The sequence below is a fragment of the Thermomonas brevis genome (assembly GCF_014395425.1).
GTDB lineage: Bacteria > Pseudomonadota > Gammaproteobacteria > Xanthomonadales > Xanthomonadaceae > Thermomonas > Thermomonas brevis.
In genome coordinates this window covers 1,455,128-1,478,754 of the sequence record NZ_CP060711.1, presented here as the reverse complement: position 1 = coordinate 1,478,754, position 23,627 = coordinate 1,455,128, and the positions used below count along the sequence as shown (strand labels likewise).

The following is a 23,627-nucleotide window of genomic DNA, read 5'->3' as shown; positions in this document are numbered from 1 at the left end:
TCGGTTTGCCGGTATCGACCAAAGAATTGCGTTTTTGCGGCCCATCCGGGCTTGACGCCCCGGTAATGCTTGGTTAACGTTCCGCCGGTAGCTTGCTCTACGGGGAACCATGGGGAAGGACTCTCTTACCTGTGAATCACCTAAAAGCGGCCGGATGCCAACGGGCTGGCCCGTACGGTACCGGGGTAGGTCTGGCGACCGGTAACGCTACAGCGGTACCTTTTAGTTAACTAAAAAACCTTCAATGGAGTTGATTCACATGACGAAGTTCAACAAGAACCTGCTGGCCGCTGCTGTGGTCGGCGCCCTGGCCCTGCCGGGTATGGTTTCGGCAGCGTCGCTTACGTATCCGAATGGCAAGCAGATCACCTTTGCCAAGGATCTGATCGTCAACAACGGCACCACCATCTACACCCCGGCCGACCTGACCCTGGCGGGCGATGCTTCCGACACGACGCGCCTCGCCACTGTTGCCGCGGGCAGCAATGTCACCTTCAAGGTCACCCTGACCGACGGTGCCAAGTTCGATTCCACCGCCGATGCCGCGACGCTTGTCGCCGGTTTCGTGGTCGGCAATCAGCTGGGCGGCGGCGGTACCGTTGTCGGTACCCCGTACTATTCCGCCAGTGGCCAGGAGTTGAACTTCACCATCAGCGTCACGGGCCCGGGTGCCTACATCGCTGGCGGCGAAGCGCTGGTGTTGAACAGCATGCAGGTGACCAACCTGGTGCAGGGCCTGTTCACCGGTTCCAAGATCGGCGTGGAAATCACCGCGCAGAATTCCTCGGGTCAGCAGATCCTTGCGCAGAAGGCCGATCTGGCTTACTCCAAGTGGGGTCTGACCGCGGCTGCCGACCTGAGCGGCACCGACTCGGCGGCGGGCGCCACCAAGAAGATCGACGTGGGCAGCACCAACAACGACGGCACCCCGGATCCGCGCACTTGGTTCTCGCCGAGTGGCGCAGTGGGCGGCAGCGGCCTCAATGGCGGCGTGGCCGGTTCGGCTTGGTTCAACATCGGTGCCGTGGTGATCGATGTCGCCAAGGCCGCGCAGACTGGCGTTGTCACCCAGAGCTACATCAACAACTACAGCGCCGTGCTGCCGAACCCGCAGTACAACGTGGTCAGCACCGCCAAGTTCTCGCTGGCGCTGACGGCGGATGGTTTCGCTGCCTACAACAACGCCATCGGCTTCTACACCGATACGGCCTGCTCGGTTTCGGTCGGCGGCACCACCACCCAATCGGGTGACACCGTGACCCTGAGCATCCCGGCCTCGTCGCTGCCCTCCCCGGGCGTGACCGATGCCTCGCCGTCGCCGACCAAGCTGTATGTCTGCGCCATCGCCAACGGTACCCGCGAGCTGGTGAAGGTCGAGTCGGTCTCCGCCAAGCTGAGTGTGGACTATCAGCTGTCGACCCAGCGCGTCAACCCGACCCTGGATCCGTTCAGCTTCGGCGCTATCGGCTACAACGGCACCGATCTGGTGTTCCAGAACGTCAACCCGGCCGGTAATCCGACCGCGCAGTCCTTCCTGCGCCTGACCAACAACAACGGCGCTGCATGCCGCGTCGAGCTCGAAGGCAAGGACGATCTGGGCCGTTACAACAAGAACACCACCGTGCTGAACATCGACAAGCACGCGTCGGTGACCGTCAACTCCGACGATCTGGAAAACGGCAACTCGGCCAAGAACATCACCGGTGGCTTCGGTGACGGCACGGGCAAGTGGTATGTCCGTGTCAACGCGCAGTGCAACAACTTCAAGGCTTCGGCCCTGAACCGCAATGCGCAGACCGGCACTGTGACCGATCTGACCGCCGAGAAGACCATCGGTGGTGAGTGGTCGGTGGACAAGACCGTTCGCGTCCCGTAATCGGTAAATTGGCGGTTAGTCGCCAAACTGATCGGTGAGCAACACCAAGGCGGATGGCAGCAATGCCATCCGCCTTTTTTTTGTCTTCGTATCCCGGAGATGCGCATCGGCGATGCGGGGCGGTATCCTGTATGGCTAACCTTTCCTTGTACTTAAATGACCCAGGCGCCTGCACTAGAGCTGAGGGGTATCGCCAAGATCTACCGGCTGTGGGCGACGCCGGGCAGTCGGCTGTGGGTGCCCCTTCTATATCGTTTGTCCATGTTGCTGGCGCCGGTGCCTGCACTGGCTCGTAGAATGCGCGCAAAGGCCGAGGCGCGTGTCCACCATCATCATGCACTCAGTGAGGTGGGGTTCACCCTGCGCCGCGGCGAGGCATTAGGCATCATTGGCCATAATGGCAGCGGCAAGAGCACCTTGTTGCAGATCGTGGCCGGCGTGCTGGAACCCAGTGCCGGATCGGTGCATGTGCATGGGCGGGTGGCGGCGTTGTTGGAGCTTGGCTCCGGTTTCAATCCCGAATTGACCGGGCGAGAGAACGTGCGGGTCAATGCCGCGATCCTGGGGCTGACTCCTGCGCAGATCCGCGACCGGATGGAGACTATCGTTGCTTTCGCCGACATCGGCGACTACATCGATGAGCCGGTCAAGACGTATAGCTCGGGCATGGCGCTGAGGTTGGCGTTTGCAGTGCAGGTGCACACCGATCCGGACATCCTGATCGTGGACGAAGCCTTGGCTGTGGGCGACGCCGCGTTTCAGGCCAAGGCCATGGCGCGCATTGACGAGATCCTGCGACGCGGAACCACGCTGCTGTTTGTCGGCCATGATCTCAACGCGGTGAAGGCGTTCTGCCACCGCGCGATGCTGCTAGAGAAAGGGCATATCGTGCTGGAGGGGCTGCCTGACGAGGTCATCACCGAATATCTGCATCGCACCCACAAGCGAGCGCTGGCTGCGCGGCAGGATGCGCGCGCGGACGCATTGGAGCAACTAGATGGCGGCTATGGTTTGCAGGACGCATGCGTGGTGCGGGCCAGCGTCAATGGCATTCGGCATGCGTCGGTTATGTATGGGGCTCATCTGTGCTTCGAGTTGGCGGTACGTCGCAACGCCGGCATCGATGCGCCGTACTTGATCTTCGACGTCCTCGACGGGCGTGGACTTCAGCTCACCGGCCGCCGCATCGCGCTTGGGCAGGGTGACGGCGAGGCGATTGTGCGAATCGCCTTGGACGCCATGTTCCAGCAGGGCATCTACAGGATCCGTACGAGGGTGGTGGATGCGCCCACGATGGATCGTACTACGGTGCTGGCGCGGCAAGAGGGATGGCTTTCGTTCGAGATTGTGGACGACAGCCGGCATGTGTTCACTGGCTTGTTCCCTGTGCCGATGCAAATCGAGGTGGATGCCTGACGATGCCCCGTATCCTGTTCCACCGCAGCTTTACTGAATATACCGGTGGGCACGGCAAGGTCTGGAGTTATTTCCAGCATGCGTTGGCATTGGGCTGGGATGCACGGGTATATCTCACGCCGGATTCGTTGCTTGATGCCAATAATCCCTGGATGGCGGTGAAGGAACGTATTGCCCCCACTTGGCAGCCGAGTGATTGCGATTTGTTGTTCTTGGCCGGCATGGATTGGTTGGCCTTGGATGATGTCCGGCGTCCGCCACGCCCGGTGATCAATCTACTGCAGCATGTACGTCATGGTCGATCAGGGCACCCGTTGCGAAGCTTCCTACCCTCCCCGGCATGGCGCGTTTGTGTCAGCCAAGCCGTTGCCGAGGCCATCCAGGATACCGGCGAGGTCAACGGGTCAGTGACGGTGATTCCGGCCGCGCTGGATCTACCGGAATGCTCCTTACAGCTCCAGCATGCCGCAGATCGTCGAGTGCTCGTCGCAGGCATGAAGGCGCCAGCGCTTGCACGCGCGTTGGCGGACGCTTTGCACACGCGCGGTGTTGCGGTCGAACTGCTGGATCGCTGGTTGCCGCGCCATGAGTACCTTGCCAAAGTGGGCTCGGCAGTCTTGGCGGTTACCTTGCCGCATCCCGAGGAAGGCTTCTATCTGCCTGGACTTGAGGCAATGGCCTTGGGCGTACCAGTGGTGCTCGCAGACTGTCTGGGGTCGCGGGAATACGCACGGGATGGCGAGAACTGCCTGTTGGCGGCATTTGAATCCCAATCCCTTGCCGACGCCGTGCAACGTGCGCTGCAACCGCCCGTGGCCGCCCGGTTGCGTCGACAAGGGCTCGCAACAGCGGCGCGGCATGGGTTGGAGGAAGAGCGCAAGCGTTTTGCGGAGGTATTGAAGCAAGTGGAGGCGGACACTTGAAGCCACGCGAATTCGTCTTGACGGGCGTGCCGCGGGCGGGCACCACCTTGTGCTGCGAACTGCTAGGCCGGGCCGACGATACCGTGGCCCTGATCGAGCCAATCCCTGTGCATTGCTTGCCGCTCGGTCATGGCGAAGCGGTGGCGGAAATCCGAAGGTTCTTCGAGGCGGAGCGCACGCGCTTGCTCGAAGCCGGCACGGCTGCAAGTCAACAGGTAGATGGCCGGGGAACGGACAATTTTTTCGACGCCGAGCGTCGGGAGAGTGACGGCATGCGCATACGCAAGGCGTCGCTTGCCGACATCCGAATCGAGAAGCCCCTGTCCGCCGATTTCACATTGGTCATCAAGCACAACGCGGCATTTGCGGCACTGTTGGCGCCGCTCGCGACTGCCATCGATTGCATCGCAGTGGTTCGTAACCCATTGGCGGTTCTGGCATCGTGGAACTCGGTTGATCTGCCGGTGAGGTCGGGCCGTCTCCCTGCTGGAGAACGGCTGGAGCCAGCATTGGCCGCTTGCCTGGACGCTGAGCCGGATGCTTTAGAGCGACAGTTGCAGTTGCTGAACTGGCTGTTCGGTAGATTTTCGCAGTGTCTCCCGGCCGAGAGGATTCTTCGCTACGAAGATGTGGTGAGAAGCGGTGGCGGTGTGCTGGCGAATGCTTCGGGAATCGCCTTTCCGATTTCATCGCTTTCGAGCCGCAATGCGAGCCGTCTGTACGACGCCCAGGCGTGCGCCGGATATGCCGAGCGTCTGCGCCGCGACGATGGTGCTTGGCGCAAGTTCTATGGAAATGAGGATGTGTCGTGCGTGCTGGAAACGATGCGGGCGGGCGGGTGAGCTCGCCGAGGATCGCTTTTGTTGTCGGTGGCGTGCAGAAGGGCGGAACGACGGCGCTCGCGCGATGCCTTGCCCAGCATCCGCACATCAGGTTGCCGCGCAGCAAGGAAGCGCACGTGTTCGATGCGCCCGATTTCGATGAGACTTGGGAGATGCAACGGATCGATGCTCGTTTCGAGCCGCACTTCGATCCTGCGCCGGAAGATGTCGTGCACGGAGATGCGACGCCCATCTATTGCTTCCATCCGGCCTTCGTGCGACGCATTGCTGCGTATAACCCGGCGATGCGTTGGATCCTGATCCTGCGGGACCCTATCGAGCGGGCTGTTTCGCACTACTGGATGGAGAGGAGGCGCGGCGTTGAGCGTTGGCCGTTCTGGCCGGCTATGCTGCTGGAACGCTGGCGATTGGTCGGGCATGCCGATGACTTTTCCGCAGACTCGCCCTTGCGTCGCTTCAGCTATCGGGCACGCGGAGACTATGCGCGGCAGTTGGACGTGCTGTATTCGCATTTTCCTCACGAACAAGTATTGCTGATACATAACACCGAGTTGGCAAGCGCCCAGGAAGAGACGCTTTCGAAAGTTTTCCGCTTCCTTGGGCTGAAGCCATTGGTGGGACTGGCATGCCATCGGGTATTCCAAGGCGACTATGAAGCGTTGCCGCAGGGTGGTTGGAAGCGACGGTTGCTGGCATGGCTTCTGCGGCGCGAACTTGCGGCAGCACAAGCTCGTTATGGGCTGAATCCGGAGTGACCCGGGAGGCCGAGGGAGTGAGTGCGGCACCGTATAATTGATCTGATGAGTAACGCCCGTTTTAGGCCATGACTCCCATCGCTAGTCATCCCCATTCCGGCAAGCCCCTGGCTGTGCTGGTACTGGGCATGCATCGCAGCGGCACATCGGCAGTGACGCGGGTTTTGAACCTGCTGGGCGCCGAGCTGGGCGACGACCTGATGCCAGCAGGCTCCGACAATCCGGGAGGATTCTGGGAGCACCGAGGCGTCGTAGAGTTGCACGAGCGCTTATTGGCTGGCTTGGACATGGCATGGGACGATCCTCGTCCGCTTCCTCGAGATTGGCTGGAAAGCACGCCTGCACGTGAGGCCAAGGCCGCGCTTCGGACACTCTTGCAGGATGTCTTCGGTGGACATGCTTTCTGGGCAGTCAAGGATCCGCGCATGAGCAGGTTCTTGCCTCTATGGGCAGAAGTGCTGCACGAAATGGGAGTGCAGCCGAAGGTGCTGCTGGTCACCCGTAGCGTGATCGAGGTCGCCGAGTCGCTGCAGAAGCGCGATGGCTTGCCTTCGGCTGTGGGGCAACTGCTGTGGATCCGCTATCTGCTGGAGGCGGAGGAGGCTTCGCGGCGGATGGACCGTCATGTCGTCCGTTATGAAACATTGCTGAGCGATTGGCGCACGACGATGGCTGCCGTGGAACAGGCATTGGCGTTGCCGCTGATTCGTACGGAGGAGATCGAAGACGCGGTGGAAGCTTGGCTCGTTCCGCAACTGCGTCATCATTGGGCGCTCGCTGCGGATGAGTCGGCGGCGCCGTTGGCGTATCCGCTCGATGCTGCGAGTCGCCTACGTCCGATGGAACTGCAATCTGCGGTGCAAGTTTTCGAGCGCTTGCTGGCACCGGCTAGGGGAGCGGTGGACGGGCTTGCGGCGATGCTGGCCAAGTCGAGGAACGCTCTGCAGCGCCAAGCGGAGGTGGCGAAGGAAGAGCTGGACCGGCGTACGTCATGGGCCAAGGCGCTGGACGGTGAGCTGGATCGGCTACGTGCAGCGCATGCCGCGACCGTATCGGAACACGCCGGTGCGGTGGCGTGGGCAAGGGCGTTGGACAGCGAGCTGGAGCAGCTTCGGGCTGCGCATGCCGCGACTGTATCGGAGCATGCCAAGGCGGTCGCTTGGGCAAAAGCGCTGGACGGCGAGTTGGAGCAATTGCGGGCGAGCCGCGATGAAGCGCTGGTGCGAGTGGGAAGTTTGCAGCTGGCTGCGGCCAACGATGCGGAAAGGATGCTGGCACTTGAGCAGCGCCATGCCGCATTTGTTGCCGAATTCGACGAGCGGACACGGTGGGCCATGGCGTTGGATGCCGAATTGCAAAGCATGCGTGCGTCGCGTTCTTGGGCATTGACGCGCCCACTGCGGCTGGCCGGCAGATTGTTGCGGGGCGACTGGGCTGCCGTGGTGCAGTACTTACGAAAGTCCCCACTGGCAAGATCGACATGGCTGGCGCCGCTACGGATGCCTGTGAAACGCTGGTTTCTGCGTCGACTGGAGTCAGGAGCCAGGCCTCTGGAGGGGTTGCTGCTGCCTTCTTCCCAGGACGTATCGGTATCCGTACCCGAGGAATTGCGGTTCTTGGAGGAAGCGGATCCGGTTGTCACCGTGATCGTGCCCACTTACGGCAATTTTCCCTACAGCTTGGCTTGTGTTCGATCATTGGCCAATAGCGGGGCCAAGGTGCCGTTTGAAGTGTTGGTGGCCGAGGATGCGTCTGGTGACCCCGACATCGATGCGCTGGCTGCTATCCCCGGACTTCGTTACCACCGGAATTCGGAGAATCTCGGATTCCTGAGGTCGTGCAATCGTGCCGCCCTGTTGGCGCGGGGTGAGTACTTGGTGTTCCTCAACAATGACACCGAAGTAACCTCGGGCTGGCTGGATGCGTTGCTGGACGTGTTCCGCACCCGTTCCGATGCAGGCATGGCCGGCTCCAAATTGATCTACCCGGATGGCCGGCTGCAGGAGGCCGGGGGCATCGTATGGAGCGATGGTTCCGCGTGGAACTACGGTCGCCTGCAGGATCCGGCAGCCTCCGGTTTCAATTATGTCAAGGAAGTCGATTACATCTCCGGGGCGGCCATCATGTTGCCGACATCGCTGTTCCGCCGGCTTGGCGGCTTCGATGAGCATTTCGTCCCGGCTTATTGCGAGGACACCGATCTCGCTTTTCGGATTCGTGCCGACGGATTGAAGGTTTACTACCAACCCGCCTCGACCGTGATCCATCATGAAGGGATTTCCCACGGTACCGACACTGGGCAAGGCGTCAAGGCCTACCAAGTGATCAACCAAGGAAAGATGCTTGAACGCTGGGGCGCGGTATTTGCCGGGCAGCATTTTGCCAATGCCGAATGGCCGTTCCTGGCACGGGATCGCTCGCAGCTGAAAAAGACCGTCTTGGTCATCGACCACTATGTGCCACAACCGGACCGTGATGCCGGTTCGCGCACGATGTGCCAGTTCATGCAGCTGTTCCAGCGGCATGGCATGAACGTGAAGTTCTGGCCGGACAATCTCTGGTACGACCGGACCTACACGCCGCTTTTGCAGCAGGCGGGGATCGAGGTGTTCCATGGCTCGGAGTATGCGGGGCGCTTCACAAAATGGCTTGAGCAGAACGGCGCAGCCATCGATTACGTGCTGTTGAGCCGGCCGCACGTTTCCGTGGGCTACATCGAAGCACTGCGCAGGTACAGCGATGCCGTCGTGCTGTATTACGGTCACGACGTTCACCACCTGCGGATGCGCGAACAACTGAAGGTTGAGCCAGAAGAGAAGCTGGAGCGCGAAGCGATGCGATTCCAGCAGTGGGAGCATGCACTATGGGGCCGTGTCGACACGGTCTACTATCCGTCGACAACGGAAACGGAGATGGTCGCAGGCTGGTTGCGGCAACAGAGTGGTCAGACGAAGGCGCGGACCATTCCGGTTTATGCCTTCGACAGCTTCCCGGATGCGCCTTGGGAAAATCTGGCTTCGCGCCAGGGTCTGTTGTTCGTCGCGGGATTCGCCCATGCGCCGAATGCGGATGCTGCGGTATGGTTCGTTCGCGAAGTCTGGCCGCTGCTGCGTGAGCGCCATCCCTGCCTATGCCTGTCGCTGGTGGGCTCCAATCCCACCGAGGCCGTGCGCGCGCTGGCCGGGGGCGGAGTGGAGGTGACCGGCTTCGTGTCGGACGAGACGTTGGCAGGGTATTACCGACGCTCTCGGGTTTCGGTTGCGCCTTTGCGCTATGGCGGTGGCATGAAGGGCAAGGTTGTCGAGGCGATGCGATTCGGCATTCCCTGCGTCACTACTGAGGCTGGAGCGCAAGGCTTCTTCGGAGCCGAAGCCTTTCTCGCCGTGGCTGAATCGCCCAAGGCATTCGCCGATGCGGTAAGCGCGCTGCTTGACGATGATGCGGCATGGCTGGCCGCATCGCGGGCATCGCAAGCGTTCGCCCGTGTCAATTTCTCCGAGGATGCACTGTGGCACGTGGTGGCCGAAGATGTTGACCCCACTCCCTACGCTTCAGTGGCCGAGCGCAGGAAGCGGATGGAGCGGGCGAAGTTGAACATCGGGAGAAAGGCATGAACATTCTTGTGCTGGGCGCGACCGGCTTTGTAGGTAGCTACCTGATGGAGCGAGCGATCGCCGCAGGCCACTCGGTGGTTGGCACGCATTGCATCGCGACCATCGATAACGGGGACTGGGCCGTCTACCAAGACAGACTGATCCGTTGCGATATTCGTTATCGGGAGCAGGTGGATCAGGCCATAGCCCAGTCGAAACCGGACGTCATCTATCTGCTGGCGGCGCAGAGCTACCCGGCTTTGTCTTGGCGGGCGCCGATCGAAACGCTGGATACCAACGTGCTGGGAACCGCCAATGTATTCGAGGCGATCAAGGCTGCGGCGCTGGATCCCATGGTTGTGGTGGCGTGTTCCAGCGCCCAGTACGGCGAGGTGGCTGCCGAGGACATCCCCGTAAAAGAATCGCACCCCATGCGGCCCCTCCATCCCTATGGAGTCAGCAAGGTCGCCACCGAGCTGCTGGCGTTGCAGTATTGGGCAAATGATCGTGTGCGCAGCGTCTGCGCACGTATCTTCAACACCACCGGGCCGCGCAAGACCGGAGATGTTTGTGCTGATCTGACCCAACGTGCGGTACGCGCGGAACTGGGTTTGATCGAACCGGTATTGAAGGTCGGGAATCAGGACACTTGGCGTGCAATCACCGACGTGCGCGATCTGGCGAATGCGTTAGAGTTGCTTGCCGCGCATGGCGAGGCGGGCGGTGTGTACAACATCAGTGGCGCCAAGACCTATCAGATCCGCGGAATCGTGGATCTGGTGCTGGCAGGCGTGCACACCGATCTGACGGTGGAAACCGAATTGGCGTTGCTGCGACCGAGCGACGAGAAAGTGATTTTCGGCGACTCATCCCGGCTTGTCGCGGCCACTGGGTGGAGGCAGCAGGTGGCACTAGAACAGACGGTCGGCGACATGCTGGACTATTGGCGCGGCAAGTATGCGGTCAGAGTAAGGTGATGATCGTCCGCGCGCGCGCGCCTTTGCGTTTAGGGCTTGCCGGTGGCGGCACCGACGTATCGCCGTATTGCGACCGGCATACGGGATTCGTCATGAATGTCACCATCGACAAGTTCGCATATGCGACTCTCGATGCGGCGCCATCCGGGATGGCGGAGTTTCATGCGCTCGATGCCCAATCCGTGCAGCAGATCGATCCTGTCGCGGTGGATGCTGGGCCAGGCCCGCAACAGCTCATGCGCGGCGTGTACCTGCATGTTGCCGATCGCTTGTTGGGAGGGCGCCGCCCGGCATTGCGCATCCGCACCCATTCCGATGCTCCACCCGGCTCGGGTCTTGGCTCGTCTTCGACAATGGTTGTCGCGTTGGTCACCGCGTTCAACGAGTATTTTGGCCTCGCATTGGGTGAGTACGAGATCGCGCAACTGGCCTACGAAATCGAACGCAAGGGTCTTGCCCTCGCCGGTGGAAAGCAAGATCAGTATGCGGCCGCATTCGGTGGTTTCAATTTCATGGAGTTCTATGCCGACGATCGTGTGATCGTGAATCCGTTGCGGATCAAGGAATGGGTCTGGAACGAACTGGAAGCCAGCCTGGTGCTGTACTTCACTGGGGTTTCGCGCGCGTCGGCGAAGATCATCGATGAGCAGTCGCGCAATATTCGCGAGGGTCGAAGCGATTCGCTCGATGCCATGCATCGCCTCAAGCAGGAAGCGGTACAGATGAAGGAAGCGTTGCTGCGCGGCGATCTGGCCCGCTTTGGGCAAGTCATGCAGTCCGGTTGGCAAGCAAAGAAGCAGAGCGCATCGAGCATCACCAATCCGATGATCGACGAACTGGAGGCGTTGGCATTCGCCAACGGCGCGCATGCAGCCAAAGTTTCCGGCGCCGGCGGCGGAGGCTTCATGATGTTCGTTTGCGATCCGGCCGAACGCATACGCTTGGTGCGCGCGCTGGCGGGGCCCGGAGGGACCGTATATGACACGCATTTTACTCAGCATGGAGCCTCCTCTTGGAAAGTCGCATGAATGAATTCGTCCAGGGCGAATTCGACAAGACCCTGTCAAACTTCAATGCCATGGCGGCTGATGCCGCATTGCGCTTGCAGATCGCGCAAGCGGTGACGCTGTGCGTGGATGCGCTGAGCGCCGGTGGCAAGATCCTGTTCGCCGGAAATGGCGGCAGCGCTGCCGACGCCCAGCATTGGGCCGGCGAGCTGGTCAGCCGGTTTTACTATGATCGTCCCGGTCTTCCGGCGATCGCGCTGACCACGGATACATCGATTCTTACCGCGATCGGCAATGACTACGGTTATGACTACACCTTTGCCAGACAGGTCGAGGCGCTGGGCCGGGAAGGGGATGTATTCGTCGCCATCTCCACGTCGGGAAATTCGTCGAATGTCGTCCGTGCGGCGGAGGCGGCACGGGGGCGAGGCGTGAAGGTGGTGGGATTTACGGGGCAAGGCGGCGGCAAGTTGGCGCCGCTCAGCGACATCTGCTTCCGCATTCCGTCCAATGAGACACCGCGCATCCAGGAGGGGCACGAATTCATCGGCCATCTGCTGTGCGCGCTGATCGAACAGGCGATGTTCCCGAAGTGAGCATGACCGACGAAGCCATCGTGCTCGCAGGTGGCCTTGGCACGCGCCTGCGCACGGTCGTGGCCGACGTGCCCAAGCCGTTGGCACCGGTAGCGGGGCGGCCATTCCTGGCATGGTTGCTGGACCGGCTGGCGAATGCCGGATTGCGCCGTTGCATCCTGGCCACCGGTCATCGGGCCGGGATGATCGAGCAGGCGATCGGAGCGCGCTGGCGGGACATGGAGATTGCGTACTCGGTGGAATCCGAGCCGCTGGGAACCGGCGGCGCGATCAGGCTTGCGGCTTCGCACCTGCAGGGCAGCGCCGCGCACGTTCTCAATGGCGATACATGGCTCGATTACCTGCCAGCTGCGCTGGAAGCGGCAGCGCTTACGGCGCGCGCGCCGATGGCCATTGCATTGGCCAGGATGGACGACGTGACGCGCTATGGCGCGGTGGACGTTTGCGGCACACGCGCGATGGATTTCCGTGAGAAGGGCGAATCAGGGGTGGGTTGGATCAACGCTGGGTGCTATTTCCTTGGTGCCGCCGCGTTGTCGGCATTGCCGGCGCGAGCGGCGTTCTCGTTCGAGCGCGAGGTGCTGCAGCCGTGTGCGCTGGCCGGCCAGGTCGCCGCGTTCACTGATACGTCCGGGTTCATTGACATTGGCGTGCCCGAGGATTTTGCGCGGGCACAATCGATGTTCGCTGCACGCATGTGAACATGCCCACGCTTCGCGATCCCTACCTCGATCCTGCCGTGGCGGCGTTGCTCGCTGCGAATCCCGCGCCACGCATGGCGCTGTTCCTCGACCGCGACGGGGTGGTCAACCTCAATCACGGCTACGTGCATACCCCCGAGCGCACCGAATGGGTGCCCGGCATTTTCGAACTGGTGGCGCGGGCGCATCGACGTGGCTACCTGCCGATCGTGGTCACCAATCAGGCCGGCATCGGGCGCGGGCTTTACGACGAAGCCGCATTCCTCGACTACACCGCATGGATGCATGAGCAGTTTGCAGGACGTGGCACGCCATTGCTCGCCACGTTCTGGTGTCCGCATCATCCCGAAGCAGGTATCGGCGAATACCGCGTCGCATGCGGATGCCGCAAGCCGCAGTCGGGCATGATGCTGGCTGCCATCGAGCGGTTCGACATCGATCCGGTTCGTTCGCTGCTGATCGGTGACCAGCCAAGCGACGTGGAGGCCGCGCATGCGGTCGGCGTTGCTGCGCGCTTGATCGCCGAACGCGACTGGGGACGGGGCATGGCCGGCGTGCTCGGAGCGGAGCCATGAGTGCGGGCGCGGCAAGCGTGAGACGGGCGCCGACGAAAAGCGTCTGGTTGCTGCTGATTTCGCTATTGCTGAGCCTGGCGTTGCATCAAGCCTACTTGACCCGCGCCTATCCTGATGCGGTCTACATGGACAGCTTGCGCTTGTTGAGCCAGTTGTCCGAGTGGCAGCGCGGGCAATTGTCGTCGCTGGAGTTCTGGAACCAAGGCCAGCATCGCGGCTTGGTGTTCCAAGCGGCGCTGCTGGCGAATGTCGAGTGGTTTTCCCTCGATCCGCTGCTGGCGAATCGAATGACCGGATTCGCGATCTTGGCGCTGTCGGGTTGGCTTGGGTTCGCTGCAAGCGGTGCTGGTGGCAAGGAGAAGGCGACGCCGCTCCGGCTTTCGCTGGCGTGCCTGATCCCTTTATTGCTGTTCAGTTGGGCCGGTTTCGAACTCCTGACCCTCGATCTCGGTTGGCCATTGTGGGGGAAGAATCTCCTTGTCGTGGCGTATTTCGCCCTGCATGCCTGCTCTCTCCGACGTGCACTATCCGGAGAAGGCGTTGCGCCTGGCCGACTGGTGCTGCTTACAGTGACCGGCGTTTGCCTTGTCCTGCTGATCGCCATGGGATGGTCGTATGCGTTCGTCGGCGCCGTACTGGGGGTGCAGATGCTCGTGTTCGCGATCGGGCCTGCGAGCAGCAGGCGGCGGATCTGGTCGGCGTGGCCTCCTGCGGCTGGGCTGATCGTGGCCTTGCTGGTGTACGTGGCAATCGGCAGCAACAGCGGCACTAGTGCTGGCATGTCGTTGGCCCAGACGGTGAGTAGCTTGTTGCGCGCGCTGGCCTTGTTGCCCGATGCCTTGGGCTCGACCTGGATCGGGCTGGAGACGGTACGGGCGCTAGGAATCAGCCGTGATTGGCTTTGGGTGTTTGGAATGGCCAGCCTGCTGCTGGCGGGTTTCGGCGTCCTTGGCCGTTGGCGGCGCGGCCTCGCTTCGAACTCCCTGCTGCCCCTGTATCTGCTGGCATACGGCGTGTTGACGGCATTTTCGATTTGCGTGGCGCGAGGCGGAACCGATCCCGCCGCCGTTGGCGCCTCGCGATACTACATGGACTTCGTCCTATTTCAGGTGGGCATGCTCTGGTTGCTTGCGGAGCAAGCGGACGAATCGCCTGCAGGCCATGGCCGTCTAGCCGCGGCGACGTATGTCCTGGCATGCGTGCTGGTCCTTGCGGGGCAATTGCTTACCTATCGCCAGGAATGGAAGGCAGCGCCTTATCGGAAGGAAGCCTTCGCCGCGATGAACCGTGCGCTGCTGGCGGGAGTGCCGGATGCCGCCGCCGCGCAATTGCTGCAAGCACCGCTGGAGGATGCGCGGCTTGGTGCCAAGGTCATGCGCGAACGCTATCTGGGCGCATTCGTCTCCTTGCGGCCTGCGCGCAGCTGCGATCCGGCCGGGATTCGATTCTTGTCGGGCTGGCACCAGCCGGAACCGGGTGGGGTGTGGATGTCGGGCAAGGCGCGTTTGTTGATCCCCGCTTGCGCGTGCGCATTCGAGGCCAAGGCTTATGTTCCCTCCGATTTCGGCAAGCGCCGGCTCCGGCTGTCGGATCCGTTCCAACCGGCTTTTGTGCACATCGACTTGCCTGCGGGAGCGACCACAGGCATACGCTTGCCGGGCGGCAGCTCGAGCCGGGCGGTGGAGATCAACATCGACCGTATCGTCATTCCAGCGCGCGATCTGGCTGGCGGGCGGGACGTGCGCGAGTTGGGGGCGTTCTGGAGCCAATCCGCTTTCGCGTGCGGAGTCGGCGCGGGTGGCGGGACGCGATAGGCTGCGTCCCCTCGCGCACGGTTATTTTCCTGCGGCGGACGTCTTGCGCCGGATGACGGCACGGCTGATCAGGTAGGTCAATGGGACCGTCGCGACGATGATGACGAGCGGCGCCCACTCGGCCGGAACCCCGATCCTGTCGACCAGGACCTTGAACATCAGGAAGGCCGCGGCCGCTTGCGTCAGATAGACCAGCGGATAGCGCATGAAGCTTTGCCAGCTCGGCGCCGTATGGAAGACCCAGTGCGAATTTGCTAGGTACGACCATATGTAGCCGGCGACGTAGGAAATTGCATAGGCAATGTCAGCGCGCATGGCCGTCGTGAGCAGCAGATACGACGCATACGAGGCGAGCGTGGTCGACGCACCGACGACGAGGAAACGGATCTTCTCGTTGCCCAGAGCATCGGACAGCACTTTGCGCATGGCGGGAGCGGGCTGGTCAGCCCGCGGCGGCCTTGCAGGCTTGCAGGAATTCGTCGTACGAACGGATGTAATCGTCGTTGTCGTACGGGTGCGACGCGAATACCAACAGCACCGCATCCGCGGAATAGTCGTATTGCGTGCCCCAGGTCATCGGCGGCAGGTGCAGGCCCTTGTTCGGCGCGTCCAGCAGCACGTCTATCCGCTTGCGCCCGTCATCGGCCAGCACTCGGCAGCTCCCTGCCACGCAAACCAGGTATTGATGGCAGATGCGGTGGGCGTGTTCACCTCGCGTCTCCCGGCTGGGAACGCCGTAGACCATGAAGAAACGCGCGGGCGCGAATGGCACATCTGCGCCGAAATTGCCGACGGTAAGTGAGCCGCGGATGTCGCTGAACACCGGTAGCTTCACGGGGATGCTTCCGGATCCATCCGCTGCCGTCGCAATGGCGATCGCCGCTTCGGCCGGCTCGCCTGCGACCGACGCAGGAGCGTCCTGCGTGACATAGCCCTTGATGCGCCCCGGATTGCCGACCACGATCGCGTTCGGCGGCACCGAACGGGTCACTACCGCGCCTGCGCCGATCATCGCGCCGCGGCCGATGGTGATGCCCGGCAGGATGGTGGCGTTGGCGCCGATCGATGCGCCGTCTTCCACTACTGTTGCGGGATAGGCAGGCAGGTGTCGCCGGCTGCGCGGAAAGCCGTCGTTGGTGAACGTGGCGTTCGGTCCGATGAAGACATCGTCGCCGAGCCGCACGCCGTCCCACAGTTGCACGCCGCATTTCACGGTGGTTCTGTCGCCCACCGTCACGTCGCCTTCGATGAAGACGCCATCGCAGATGTTGCAATCGCGCCCGATCCTCGCTCCCGCCAGGATGTGCGCGAACGCCCATATCCGCGTGCCGTCGCCGATCTTGGACGATTCACAGAGGGCCTTGTCGTGGATGAATGGATTCATCTGGGATTTTCCTGCCCGAATCGTTCGGTCTGTTGCGCGATGGTGAGCGGGCGTCCCTTGGTGTTTTCGAACGCGCGCCAGACATAACTGCCGATGATGCCGAGACCGAGCGAGTTGAACGCGCCGAAGAACAGCACCACAAGAATGGTCGCCGCATAACCGGGCACTGCGACGTGCCCGGTCAGCTTGGCCGCGACGACGGCGATCGCCAGCGCGACCGAGAATGCCAGGCCGCCCAGACCCAGTCCGAGCAGAATGCGGATCGGCAGGTCGGTGAAGGAGAAGGCGCTGTCCATGAGATAGCGCAGCTTTTTGCGCAACGTCCAAGCACTCTTGCCGACTTCGCGTTCCCGCCGGACATATGGAACGAACGCGCGCCGCCCACCCAGCCAGAACAGTTGCCCAAGCAGACTGGTATTGGCTTCCGGCATCGCCATCAGCGCATCGCGGACGCCATGGCTGACGGCGAAGATGTCGACGCCGCCCTTCGGGATGTCGGGCAGCACCCAACGTCGGTAGAGCGACCAGTAGGTATTGGACAACGCCTTGGACAAGGCCGGATCGTTGCGGCCCTGCCGCGTGCCGAAAGCGATGTCGGCACCGGCCTCTACCCGCTTCAGGAGATCGATGGCGAGTTCCGGCGGCTCCTGCAGGTCGGCGGCCATGACCGCGATCTGCCGACCCCTGGCTTCGCCGAGCCCATGCCGGATTGCCGCGAAGGCGCCGAAATTCCGGGCGAGCGAGACCAGAGTGGAAGCGAACGGCTGTGCGGGCAGTGCCTCATTGAGGCGTCGATGGCTTTCATCAGGGCTGCCGTCTACAACGAAGACGGCTTCGAAAGACGGACCAAGTTGCCTGTGCATGTTCGCCATGGCCGCCAGCAGTGCCGGAATGTTGTCTTCGTTCCGGTACACCGGAACGACAATGCTGTAGCTCAGAGCCGGTTGCATGCGTCGATGACCGTGGACACTTCGAAGTCGGTCAGCTCGGGGAAGCAGGGAAGCGTCAGCACGCTGCGCGCGTCGGCTTCCGTGCAGGGCAGCGGTGATGCGTCGGCCTTGCCCTGCACAGATGGCTGCAGATAGTCCGGGATGGGATAGTGCAAATCGGTCTGGACGCCCATCGATGCCAATTGCTCGCGCGTCGAATCCCGATCCTTGCAGCGGACCACGTACAAGTGCGCCACGTGTTCCCCGCCGCAGGCGGGCGGCAGCGCCAACGCCTCACTACGGATCTCGCGCGAGTAACGGTTCGCGATTTCGCGCCGGCGTTCGTTCCAGCCATCGAGTTCAGGCAGCAACTCCAGAAGCAAGGCCGCCTGCATTTCATCCAGCCGGCTGTTCCTGCCGCCGGCCAGTTCATTGACATACTTCGCCGACCAACCGTATTGGCGCAGTTGCCGCGTGCGTTCCGCGAAAGCATCGTTCGATGTGGCTACAGCGCCGCCATCGCCCAGCGCACCAAGGTTCTTGGTGGGATAGAAGCTGAAGCTGGCGATGTCGCCGAATGCGCCGGCACGGGTTCCGCTGATATCCCGTGCGCCATGCGCCTGGGCGCAGTCCTCCACCACGAGGATGCCGTGTTTGCGGCACAAGGGCAGTAAGGACGCCATGTCGGCCAAGCGGCCGTAGAGGTGGGTGACGATGACCGCCTTGATCGGCCCGGTTGCGAGGACGGATGCCAGCGCTTTCGGGCACATGGTGTGCGTGGCGGGGTCGATGTCCACGAACACCGGCGTGCCGCCGCAGGCGAGAATGGCGGTGGTGCCGTACATCGCGGCGTTCGCCACCACGGCAACGCGGTCGCCCGGGCCGATTTCAAGAGCGCGCAGGGAAAGCTCCAGTGCATCGGTGCCGTTGCCGACGCCCATTACATGCCGCACGCCGCAGTAGGCGGCGAACGCCTGCTCGAAACGCTGGACGTGCGGGCCGAGTACGAAATAACCGCTGTCGATGACTGCGCGCGACGCGGTGGCGAGGCGGTCGGCCAGCGGTTGGATGTGCCGTTGCAGGGAGTTGACGGGGATCATGGTTGTTCTCGGTGCCGGTCGAAGTCAGAGTGCCGCTTCCAGCTCCGGCAAAATCGCGAACAAATCCCCCACCAGCCCGATATCCGCAATCTCGAAAATCGGCGCATCGCCATCCTTGTTGATGGCGACGATGGTGCCGGCGTCCTTGATGCCGGTCAGATGCTGGATCGCGCCGCTGATGCCGACTGCGACGTACAGCTCCGGCGCGATGATCTTGCCGGTCTGGCCGACCTGCAGCTCGTTCGGCACGTAGCCGGCGTCGACCGCCGCGCGTGACGCTCCGACCGCCGCGCCGAGCTTGTCGGCGAGGCTGTAGACGATCTTGAAGTTTTCTTCCGAGCCGACGCCGCGCCCGCCCGAGACTACGCGCTTGGCGCTCTGCAGGTCGGGACGGTCGGACTTGCCGGCGGCGAGGCCGACGTAGCGCGTATGGGCGGGCAACGCGGCATCGACGCTGGCCGCTTCGATGGCGGCGCTGCCGCCCTTGGCCGCTTCCGGCCACGAGGCGGTGCGCACGGTGGCGACCACGATCTGGTCGGCCGGCGCTTCCACGGTGATGATCGCGTTGCCGGCGTAGATCGGGCGCTTGAAGGTATGCGCGCCTTCCACCGCCATCAGGTCGGACACCTGGTTCACGCCCAGCAGCGCGGCCACGCAGGGCATCAGGTCCTTGCCGAAGGTGGTGGAGGGGCCGAACACATGGGTGTAGTTCTTCGCCAGCGCGGCGACCTGCGGGGCCTGCACCTGCGCGACGGCATGCGCGTTGGCGGCGTTGGCGATGGTCAGAACCTTGCCGACGCTGGCAATTTGCGCGGCTTCGGCGGCGACACCGGCCGGATCGGCGGCCAGCACCACGACGTCGATGGCTTCCGGCGACAGCGCCTGCGCGGCGGCCACGGTCTTGGCGGTGGCGGCGTTGAGCTTGCCGTCCAGGTGTTCGGCAACGACGAGAATCTTGGCCATCACAGGAGCCCCTTCTGCTTGAGCGCGGCGACCAGTTCGGCCGCATCCTTCACCATCACCCCGCGGCTGCGCTTGGCCGGCGCGGCGTAGTGGACGGTGTTGAGCGAATCGTTGGCGTCCACGCCGAGGTCGGCGAACGCGATCGTCTCCAGCGGCTTGCTCTTGGCCTTCATGATGTCCGGCAGCTTGATGAAGCGCGGCTCGTTCAGGCGCAAGTCGGTAGTGACCACCGCCGGCAGATCGACTTCGAGGGTTTCGAGACCGGCATCGACTTCGCGCACCACCGTGGCCTTGCCGTCGGCGATGTCGAGCTTCGACGCGAACGTCGCCTGCGGGCGGCCCCACAGCGTCGCCAGCATCTGGCCGGTCTGGTTGGCGTCGTCGTCGATGGCCTGCTTGCCGAGGATCACCAGATCCGGCTGCTCCTTCTCGATCAGCTTGAGGAAGGCGCGCGCGGCGGTCAGCGGCTGCACCGGGCTATCTGCCACCACGTGGATGGCGCGGTTGGCGCCCATCGCCAGGCCGTTGCGCAGGTGCGGCTGGGCGTCTGCGGGCGCGATGGTGGCGACCACCACCTCGGTGGCGATGCCCTTGTCGCGCAGGCGCAGGGCTTCTTCCAGCGCGATGTCGTCGAACGGGTTGGGCGACAGCTTGACGCCGTCGGTGACCACGCCGGAACCGTCCGGCTTGACCTGGATGCGGACGTTGAAGTCCACCACGCGCTTGTAGCCGACGAGGATTTTCATCGTGCGGAAGTCCTTGGAGGAAGCGGAAAGCGGCCGTCGCCGGCCAGCCCGTCATTTTAGCGGACGCCCGCCGCCGCTGCCCGCGCGGGGCGGCGATTGCCCGAAGGTACGCTGGGCGTTGTCGCACGAATGGCTAGAATGACGGCTCTACCGGTATTGGAGACGCGCTCGTGGGCAAGCAGTACGCAAGCGCCGCCGCCGCCCTGGACGGGCTGGTGGCGGATGGTCAAACCCTGGCCGTGGGCGGTTTCGGCCTGTGCGGCATCCCCGAGGCGCTGATCGCCGCGTTGCGCGATTCCGGCGCGAAGCACCTGACCGTGATCTCCAACAACGCGGGCGTCGATGGCTTCGGGCTGGGCCAGCTGCTGGGCACGCGACAGATCAGGAAGATGATTTCCTCCTACGTCGGCGAGAACAAGGAGTTCGAGCGCCAGTTCCTGGCTGGTGAACTCGAACTCGAATTCAACCCGCAAGGCACGCTGGCCGAACGTCTGCGCGCCGGCGGCGCGGGCATCCCGGCGTTCTTCACCGCCACCGGCTACGGCACCGTGGTGGCGGAAGGCAAGGAGACGCGCGAGTTCGACGGCCGCATGTACGTGATGGAAACCGCGCTGAAGGCCGACGTGTCGCTGGTCAAGGCGTGGAAGGCCGACAAGGCCGGCAACCTCGTGTTCCGCAAGACCGCGCGCAACTTCAACCCGGCCTGCGCGATGGCCGGCAAGGTCTGCGTGGCCGAAGTCGAGGAGCTGGTGGAGATCGGCGACCTCGATCCCGACCACGTGCACCTGCCCGGCATCTACGTGCAGCGCATCGTGGTGAACCCGACTCCCGAGAAGCGCATCGAACAGCGCACCATCCGCCAGGAGGGCAACTGACATGGCCTGGACCCGCGAACAGATGGCGCAGCGCGCCGCGCAGGAACTCACCGACGGCGCCTACGTGAACCTCGGCATCGGCTTGCCGACGCTGGTGGCGAATTACATCCCGGACGGCGTGAACGTGTGGTTGCAGAGCGAGAACGGCCTGCTCGGCATCGGCCCGTTCCCGACCGAAGCGGAACTCGACGCCGACCTCATCAATGCCGGCAAGCAGACCGTTACCGCGCTGCCCGGTGCGAGCTTCTTCGGCAGCCACGATTCCTTCGCGATGATCCGCGGCGGACACATCAACCTCGCCATCCTCGGCGCGATGGAAGTGACCGACAAGGGCGATCTGGCGAACTGGATGGTGCCCGGCAAGATGGTCAAGGGCATGGGCGGCGCGATGGATCTGGTGGCCGGCGTGCAGCGCGTGGTGGTGCTGATGGAGCACGTCACCAAGGCCGGCACGTCGAAGATCCTGCCCGAGTGCACGCTGCCGCTGACGGGCGTGGGCGTGGTGGATCGGATCATCACCGAGCTGGGGGTGTTCGACGTGACGCCTGATGGCCTGAAGCTGGTGGAGCTGGCCGAGGGCGTGAGCCGCGAGGAAGCAGTCGAAAAGACCGGCGTGCCTCTGCACTGAAAATGCGGTGCGCAGTGCGGCAGTCAGGCGGGCCATGCCCCTGCCGCGAAATCAAGGAGGAGGCAGCGGCCACAGGCCGATGCCGGGGGACATTCGCGGCAGGGGCATGGCCCGCCTGACCCGAAATCCCCGCGCACGACGAAGAAGCCGCCCATCGGGCGGCTTCCTTGTTTGCGACAGATGCTTCGATGTCACATGTTCTGGTAATTCGGCCCGCCGCCGCCCTGAGGCGCGACCCAGACGATGTTCTGGGTTGGATCCTTGATGTCGCAGGTCTTGCAGTGGACGCAGTTGGCGGCGTTGATCTGCAGGCGCTCGTTGCCGGCCTCGCCGACGAATTCGTACACACCTGCCGGGCAGTAGCGCGCTTCGGGGCCGGCGTATTCCTTCAGGTTCACCTCGACCGGAATCGCCGGGTTCTTCAGGGTCAGGTGGGCGGGCTGGTTCTCGTCGTGGTGGGTGCTGGACAGGAACACCGAGCTCAGGCGGTCGAAGGTCAGCACGCCGTCGGGTTTCGGGTATTCGATCTTCGGCTGCGTCGCCGCCGGTTCCAGGCAGGCGTAATCGGGCTTCTGCTTGTGGATGGTCCACGGCGGGTTGCGGATGCCCAGCTTCGGCAGCAGCCATTGTTCGATGCCGGTCATCAGCGTGGCGAAGCTGCGGCCCTTCTTGAACCACTGCTTGAAGTTCTTCGATTGCAGCAATTCGGCGTGCAGCCAACTGTTCTCGAAGGCGGCCGGGTAGGCGGCCAGCTCGTCGCGTTCGCGGCCTTCGCCCAGCGCCGCGAACGCGGCCTCGGCGGCCAGCATGCCGGTCTTGATCGCGGCGTGGCTGCCCTTGATGCGGCTGGCGTTGAGATAGCCGGCCTCGCAGCCGACCAGCGCGCCGCCGGGGAACACCGTCTTCGGCAGGCTCAGCAGACCGCCGGCGGTGATCGCGCGCGCGCCGTAGCCGATGCGCTTGCCGCCTTCCAGGTGCTTGCGGATCGCCGGATGGGTCTTGAAGCGTTGGAACTCGTTGAACGGGCTCAGCCACGGGTTCTTGTAATCGAGCCCGATCACGAAGCCGACCGCGATCTGCCCGCCTTCGGCGTGGTACAGGAACGAGCCGCCGTAGGTGTCGCCGTTCAGCGGCCAACCGGCGGTATGCACGACGAGGCCAGGCTGGTGCTTCGCCGGATCGGCCTGCCACAGTTCCTTGATGCCGATGCCGTAGCTCTGCGGATCCTTGCCTTCGTCGAGCTTGAACTTCGCGATCAGCTGCCGGCCGAGCTGGCCGCGCGAACCTTCGGCGAAGATCGTGTACTTGGCGTGCAGCTCCATGCCCGGCTGGTACTGGTCGGTCGGCTGGCCATCCTTGCCGATGCCCATGTCGCCGGTGGCCACGCCCTTGACCGCGCCGGCCGCGTCGTACAGCACTTCGGCGGCGGCGAAGCCGGGGAAGATTTCCACGCCCAGCGCTTCCGCCTGCTGCGCCAGCCAGCGCGTGAGCGCGCCGAGGCTGACGATGTAGTTGCCGTGGTTGTGGAAACACTCCGGCAGCAGCCAGTGCGGCGTCGATTTCGCGCCGGTTTCGTCGAGGAACAGGAATTCGTCGCGGGTCACCGCCTGCTTCAGCGGCGCGCCGCGCTCGGCCCAGTCGGGGAACAGTTCGGTCAGCGCCTTCGGATCGACGATCGCGCCGGACAGGATGTGCGCGCCGGGTTCGGAGCCTTTTTCCAGCACGCAGACCGAGACTTCGCGACCGGTTTCCGCGGCCAGCTGCTTGAGCCGGATCGCGGTGGCCAGTCCGCCCGGGCCGGCGCCGACCACGACGACGTCGTAGTCCATCGATTCGCGTTCGACGGCGTGCTGGCTCGGTTGGCTCATCGGGCTCTCCTGTGGCTAACCCCGGATTGTCCGGGCTTTGGCTGGAGCCGGCAATCCAG

General features: G+C 63.4%; 21 protein-coding genes. 14 read left to right on the top strand and 7 right to left on the bottom strand.

Annotated elements, in window-relative coordinates:
• Positions 1-259 precede the first annotated feature (259 nt).
• From H9L17_RS06900 to H9L17_RS06845, 12 genes are all read left to right on the top strand, one after another.
• The gene (locus tag H9L17_RS06900) at positions 260-1,876 is read left to right on the top strand and encodes a hypothetical protein (RefSeq protein WP_187571589.1); all 1,617 of its coding nucleotides are present in this window, start codon (positions 260-262) and stop codon (positions 1,874-1,876) included.
• 261 nt (positions 1,877-2,137) lie between these two features.
• The gene (locus H9L17_RS06895) at positions 2,138-3,292 is read left to right on the top strand and encodes an ABC transporter ATP-binding protein (RefSeq protein WP_187571588.1); all 1,155 of its coding nucleotides are present in this window, start codon (positions 2,138-2,140) and stop codon (positions 3,290-3,292) included.
• A 2-nt stretch (positions 3,293-3,294) separates the two neighbouring features.
• Positions 3,295-4,215, top strand: coding sequence for a glycosyltransferase (locus H9L17_RS06890; RefSeq protein WP_187571587.1), 921 nt, complete (start codon positions 3,295-3,297; stop codon positions 4,213-4,215).
• Entirely contained in the window at positions 4,212-5,057 is an 846-nt protein-coding gene (locus tag H9L17_RS06885; protein WP_187571586.1) for a hypothetical protein, read from the top strand. The genes H9L17_RS06890 and H9L17_RS06885 overlap by 4 nt, the downstream gene beginning before the upstream one ends.
• A complete protein-coding gene (locus H9L17_RS06880; protein WP_187571585.1) occupies positions 5,024-5,812 on the top strand; it encodes a sulfotransferase family protein in 789 nt (262 codons plus the stop codon). The genes H9L17_RS06885 and H9L17_RS06880 overlap by 34 nt, the downstream gene beginning before the upstream one ends.
• Positions 5,813-5,880: 68 nt before the next feature.
• Positions 5,881-9,426 (top strand): glycosyltransferase, encoded by a 3,546-nt coding sequence (locus H9L17_RS06875; protein WP_223158089.1) that lies wholly within the window; start codon positions 5,881-5,883, stop codon positions 9,424-9,426.
• Positions 9,423-10,382 (top strand): GDP-mannose 4,6-dehydratase, encoded by a 960-nt coding sequence (locus H9L17_RS06870; RefSeq protein WP_187571584.1) that lies wholly within the window; start codon positions 9,423-9,425, stop codon positions 10,380-10,382. The genes H9L17_RS06875 and H9L17_RS06870 overlap by 4 nt, the downstream gene beginning before the upstream one ends.
• Entirely contained in the window at positions 10,382-11,410 is a 1,029-nt protein-coding gene (locus H9L17_RS06865; RefSeq protein WP_187571583.1) for a GHMP family kinase ATP-binding protein, read from the top strand. Before H9L17_RS06870 ends, H9L17_RS06865 begins: the two co-directional genes overlap by 1 nt.
• The gene (locus H9L17_RS06860) at positions 11,407-11,985 is read left to right on the top strand and encodes a D-sedoheptulose-7-phosphate isomerase (protein ID WP_187571582.1); all 579 of its coding nucleotides are present in this window, start codon (positions 11,407-11,409) and stop codon (positions 11,983-11,985) included. The genes H9L17_RS06865 and H9L17_RS06860 overlap by 4 nt, the downstream gene beginning before the upstream one ends.
• A 2-nt stretch (positions 11,986-11,987) precedes the next feature.
• A complete protein-coding gene (locus tag H9L17_RS06855) occupies positions 11,988-12,686 on the top strand; it encodes a nucleotidyltransferase family protein (protein ID WP_187571581.1) in 699 nt (232 codons plus the stop codon).
• Between the two features lie 2 nt (positions 12,687-12,688).
• The gene (locus H9L17_RS06850) at positions 12,689-13,261 is read left to right on the top strand and encodes a D-glycero-alpha-D-manno-heptose-1,7-bisphosphate 7-phosphatase (RefSeq protein WP_187571580.1); all 573 of its coding nucleotides are present in this window, start codon (positions 12,689-12,691) and stop codon (positions 13,259-13,261) included.
• On the top strand, positions 13,258-15,075 hold the full coding sequence (locus H9L17_RS06845; protein ID WP_187571579.1) for a hypothetical protein: 1,818 nt from the start codon (positions 13,258-13,260) through the stop codon (positions 15,073-15,075). The genes H9L17_RS06850 and H9L17_RS06845 overlap by 4 nt, the downstream gene beginning before the upstream one ends.
• Positions 15,076-15,096: 21 nt before the next feature.
• Here the strand turns inward: H9L17_RS06845 and H9L17_RS06840 are convergent, their stop codons facing one another.
• From H9L17_RS06840 to H9L17_RS06815, 6 genes are read right to left on the bottom strand one after another with little or no spacing between them, the layout of a single operon-like run.
• The gene (locus H9L17_RS06840) at positions 15,097-15,501 is read right to left on the bottom strand and encodes a GtrA family protein (protein WP_187571578.1); all 405 of its coding nucleotides are present in this window, start codon (positions 15,499-15,501) and stop codon (positions 15,097-15,099) included.
• 16 nt (positions 15,502-15,517) lie between these two features.
• Positions 15,518-16,459 (bottom strand): WxcM-like domain-containing protein, encoded by a 942-nt coding sequence (locus H9L17_RS06835; RefSeq protein WP_187571577.1) that lies wholly within the window; start codon positions 16,457-16,459, stop codon positions 15,518-15,520.
• Positions 16,456-17,409: a glycosyltransferase family 2 protein gene (locus H9L17_RS06830; RefSeq protein WP_187571576.1), complete on the bottom strand. Its 954-nt coding sequence runs from the start codon at positions 17,407-17,409 to the stop codon at positions 16,456-16,458. The genes H9L17_RS06835 and H9L17_RS06830 overlap by 4 nt, the downstream gene beginning before the upstream one ends.
• Positions 17,394-18,488: a DegT/DnrJ/EryC1/StrS family aminotransferase gene (locus H9L17_RS06825; protein WP_187571575.1), complete on the bottom strand. Its 1,095-nt coding sequence runs from the start codon at positions 18,486-18,488 to the stop codon at positions 17,394-17,396. The genes H9L17_RS06830 and H9L17_RS06825 overlap by 16 nt, the downstream gene beginning before the upstream one ends.
• Positions 18,489-18,512: 24 nt before the next feature.
• Positions 18,513-19,451 (bottom strand): electron transfer flavoprotein subunit alpha/FixB family protein, encoded by a 939-nt coding sequence (locus tag H9L17_RS06820; RefSeq protein ID WP_187571574.1) that lies wholly within the window; start codon positions 19,449-19,451, stop codon positions 18,513-18,515.
• Positions 19,451-20,197, bottom strand: a complete 747-nt coding sequence (locus H9L17_RS06815; protein WP_187571573.1) for an electron transfer flavoprotein subunit beta/FixA family protein — start codon at positions 20,195-20,197, stop codon at positions 19,451-19,453. The genes H9L17_RS06820 and H9L17_RS06815 overlap by 1 nt, the downstream gene beginning before the upstream one ends.
• A gap of 155 nt (positions 20,198-20,352) precedes the next feature.
• Between H9L17_RS06815 and H9L17_RS06810 the strand changes: the two genes are divergently transcribed.
• Entirely contained in the window at positions 20,353-21,072 is a 720-nt protein-coding gene (locus H9L17_RS06810; protein WP_187571884.1) for a CoA transferase subunit A, read from the top strand.
• A gap of 1 nt (position 21,073) precedes the next feature.
• Complete coding sequence (locus tag H9L17_RS06805; protein ID WP_187571572.1) at positions 21,074-21,700, top strand: CoA transferase subunit B; 627 nt, start codon at positions 21,074-21,076, stop codon at positions 21,698-21,700.
• Between the two features lie 191 nt (positions 21,701-21,891).
• Here H9L17_RS06805 and H9L17_RS06800 read toward each other — a convergent pair whose 3' ends face one another.
• Positions 21,892-23,568, bottom strand: coding sequence for an electron transfer flavoprotein-ubiquinone oxidoreductase (locus tag H9L17_RS06800; protein ID WP_187571571.1), 1,677 nt, complete (start codon positions 23,566-23,568; stop codon positions 21,892-21,894).
• Between the last annotated feature and the right edge of the window lie 59 nt (positions 23,569-23,627).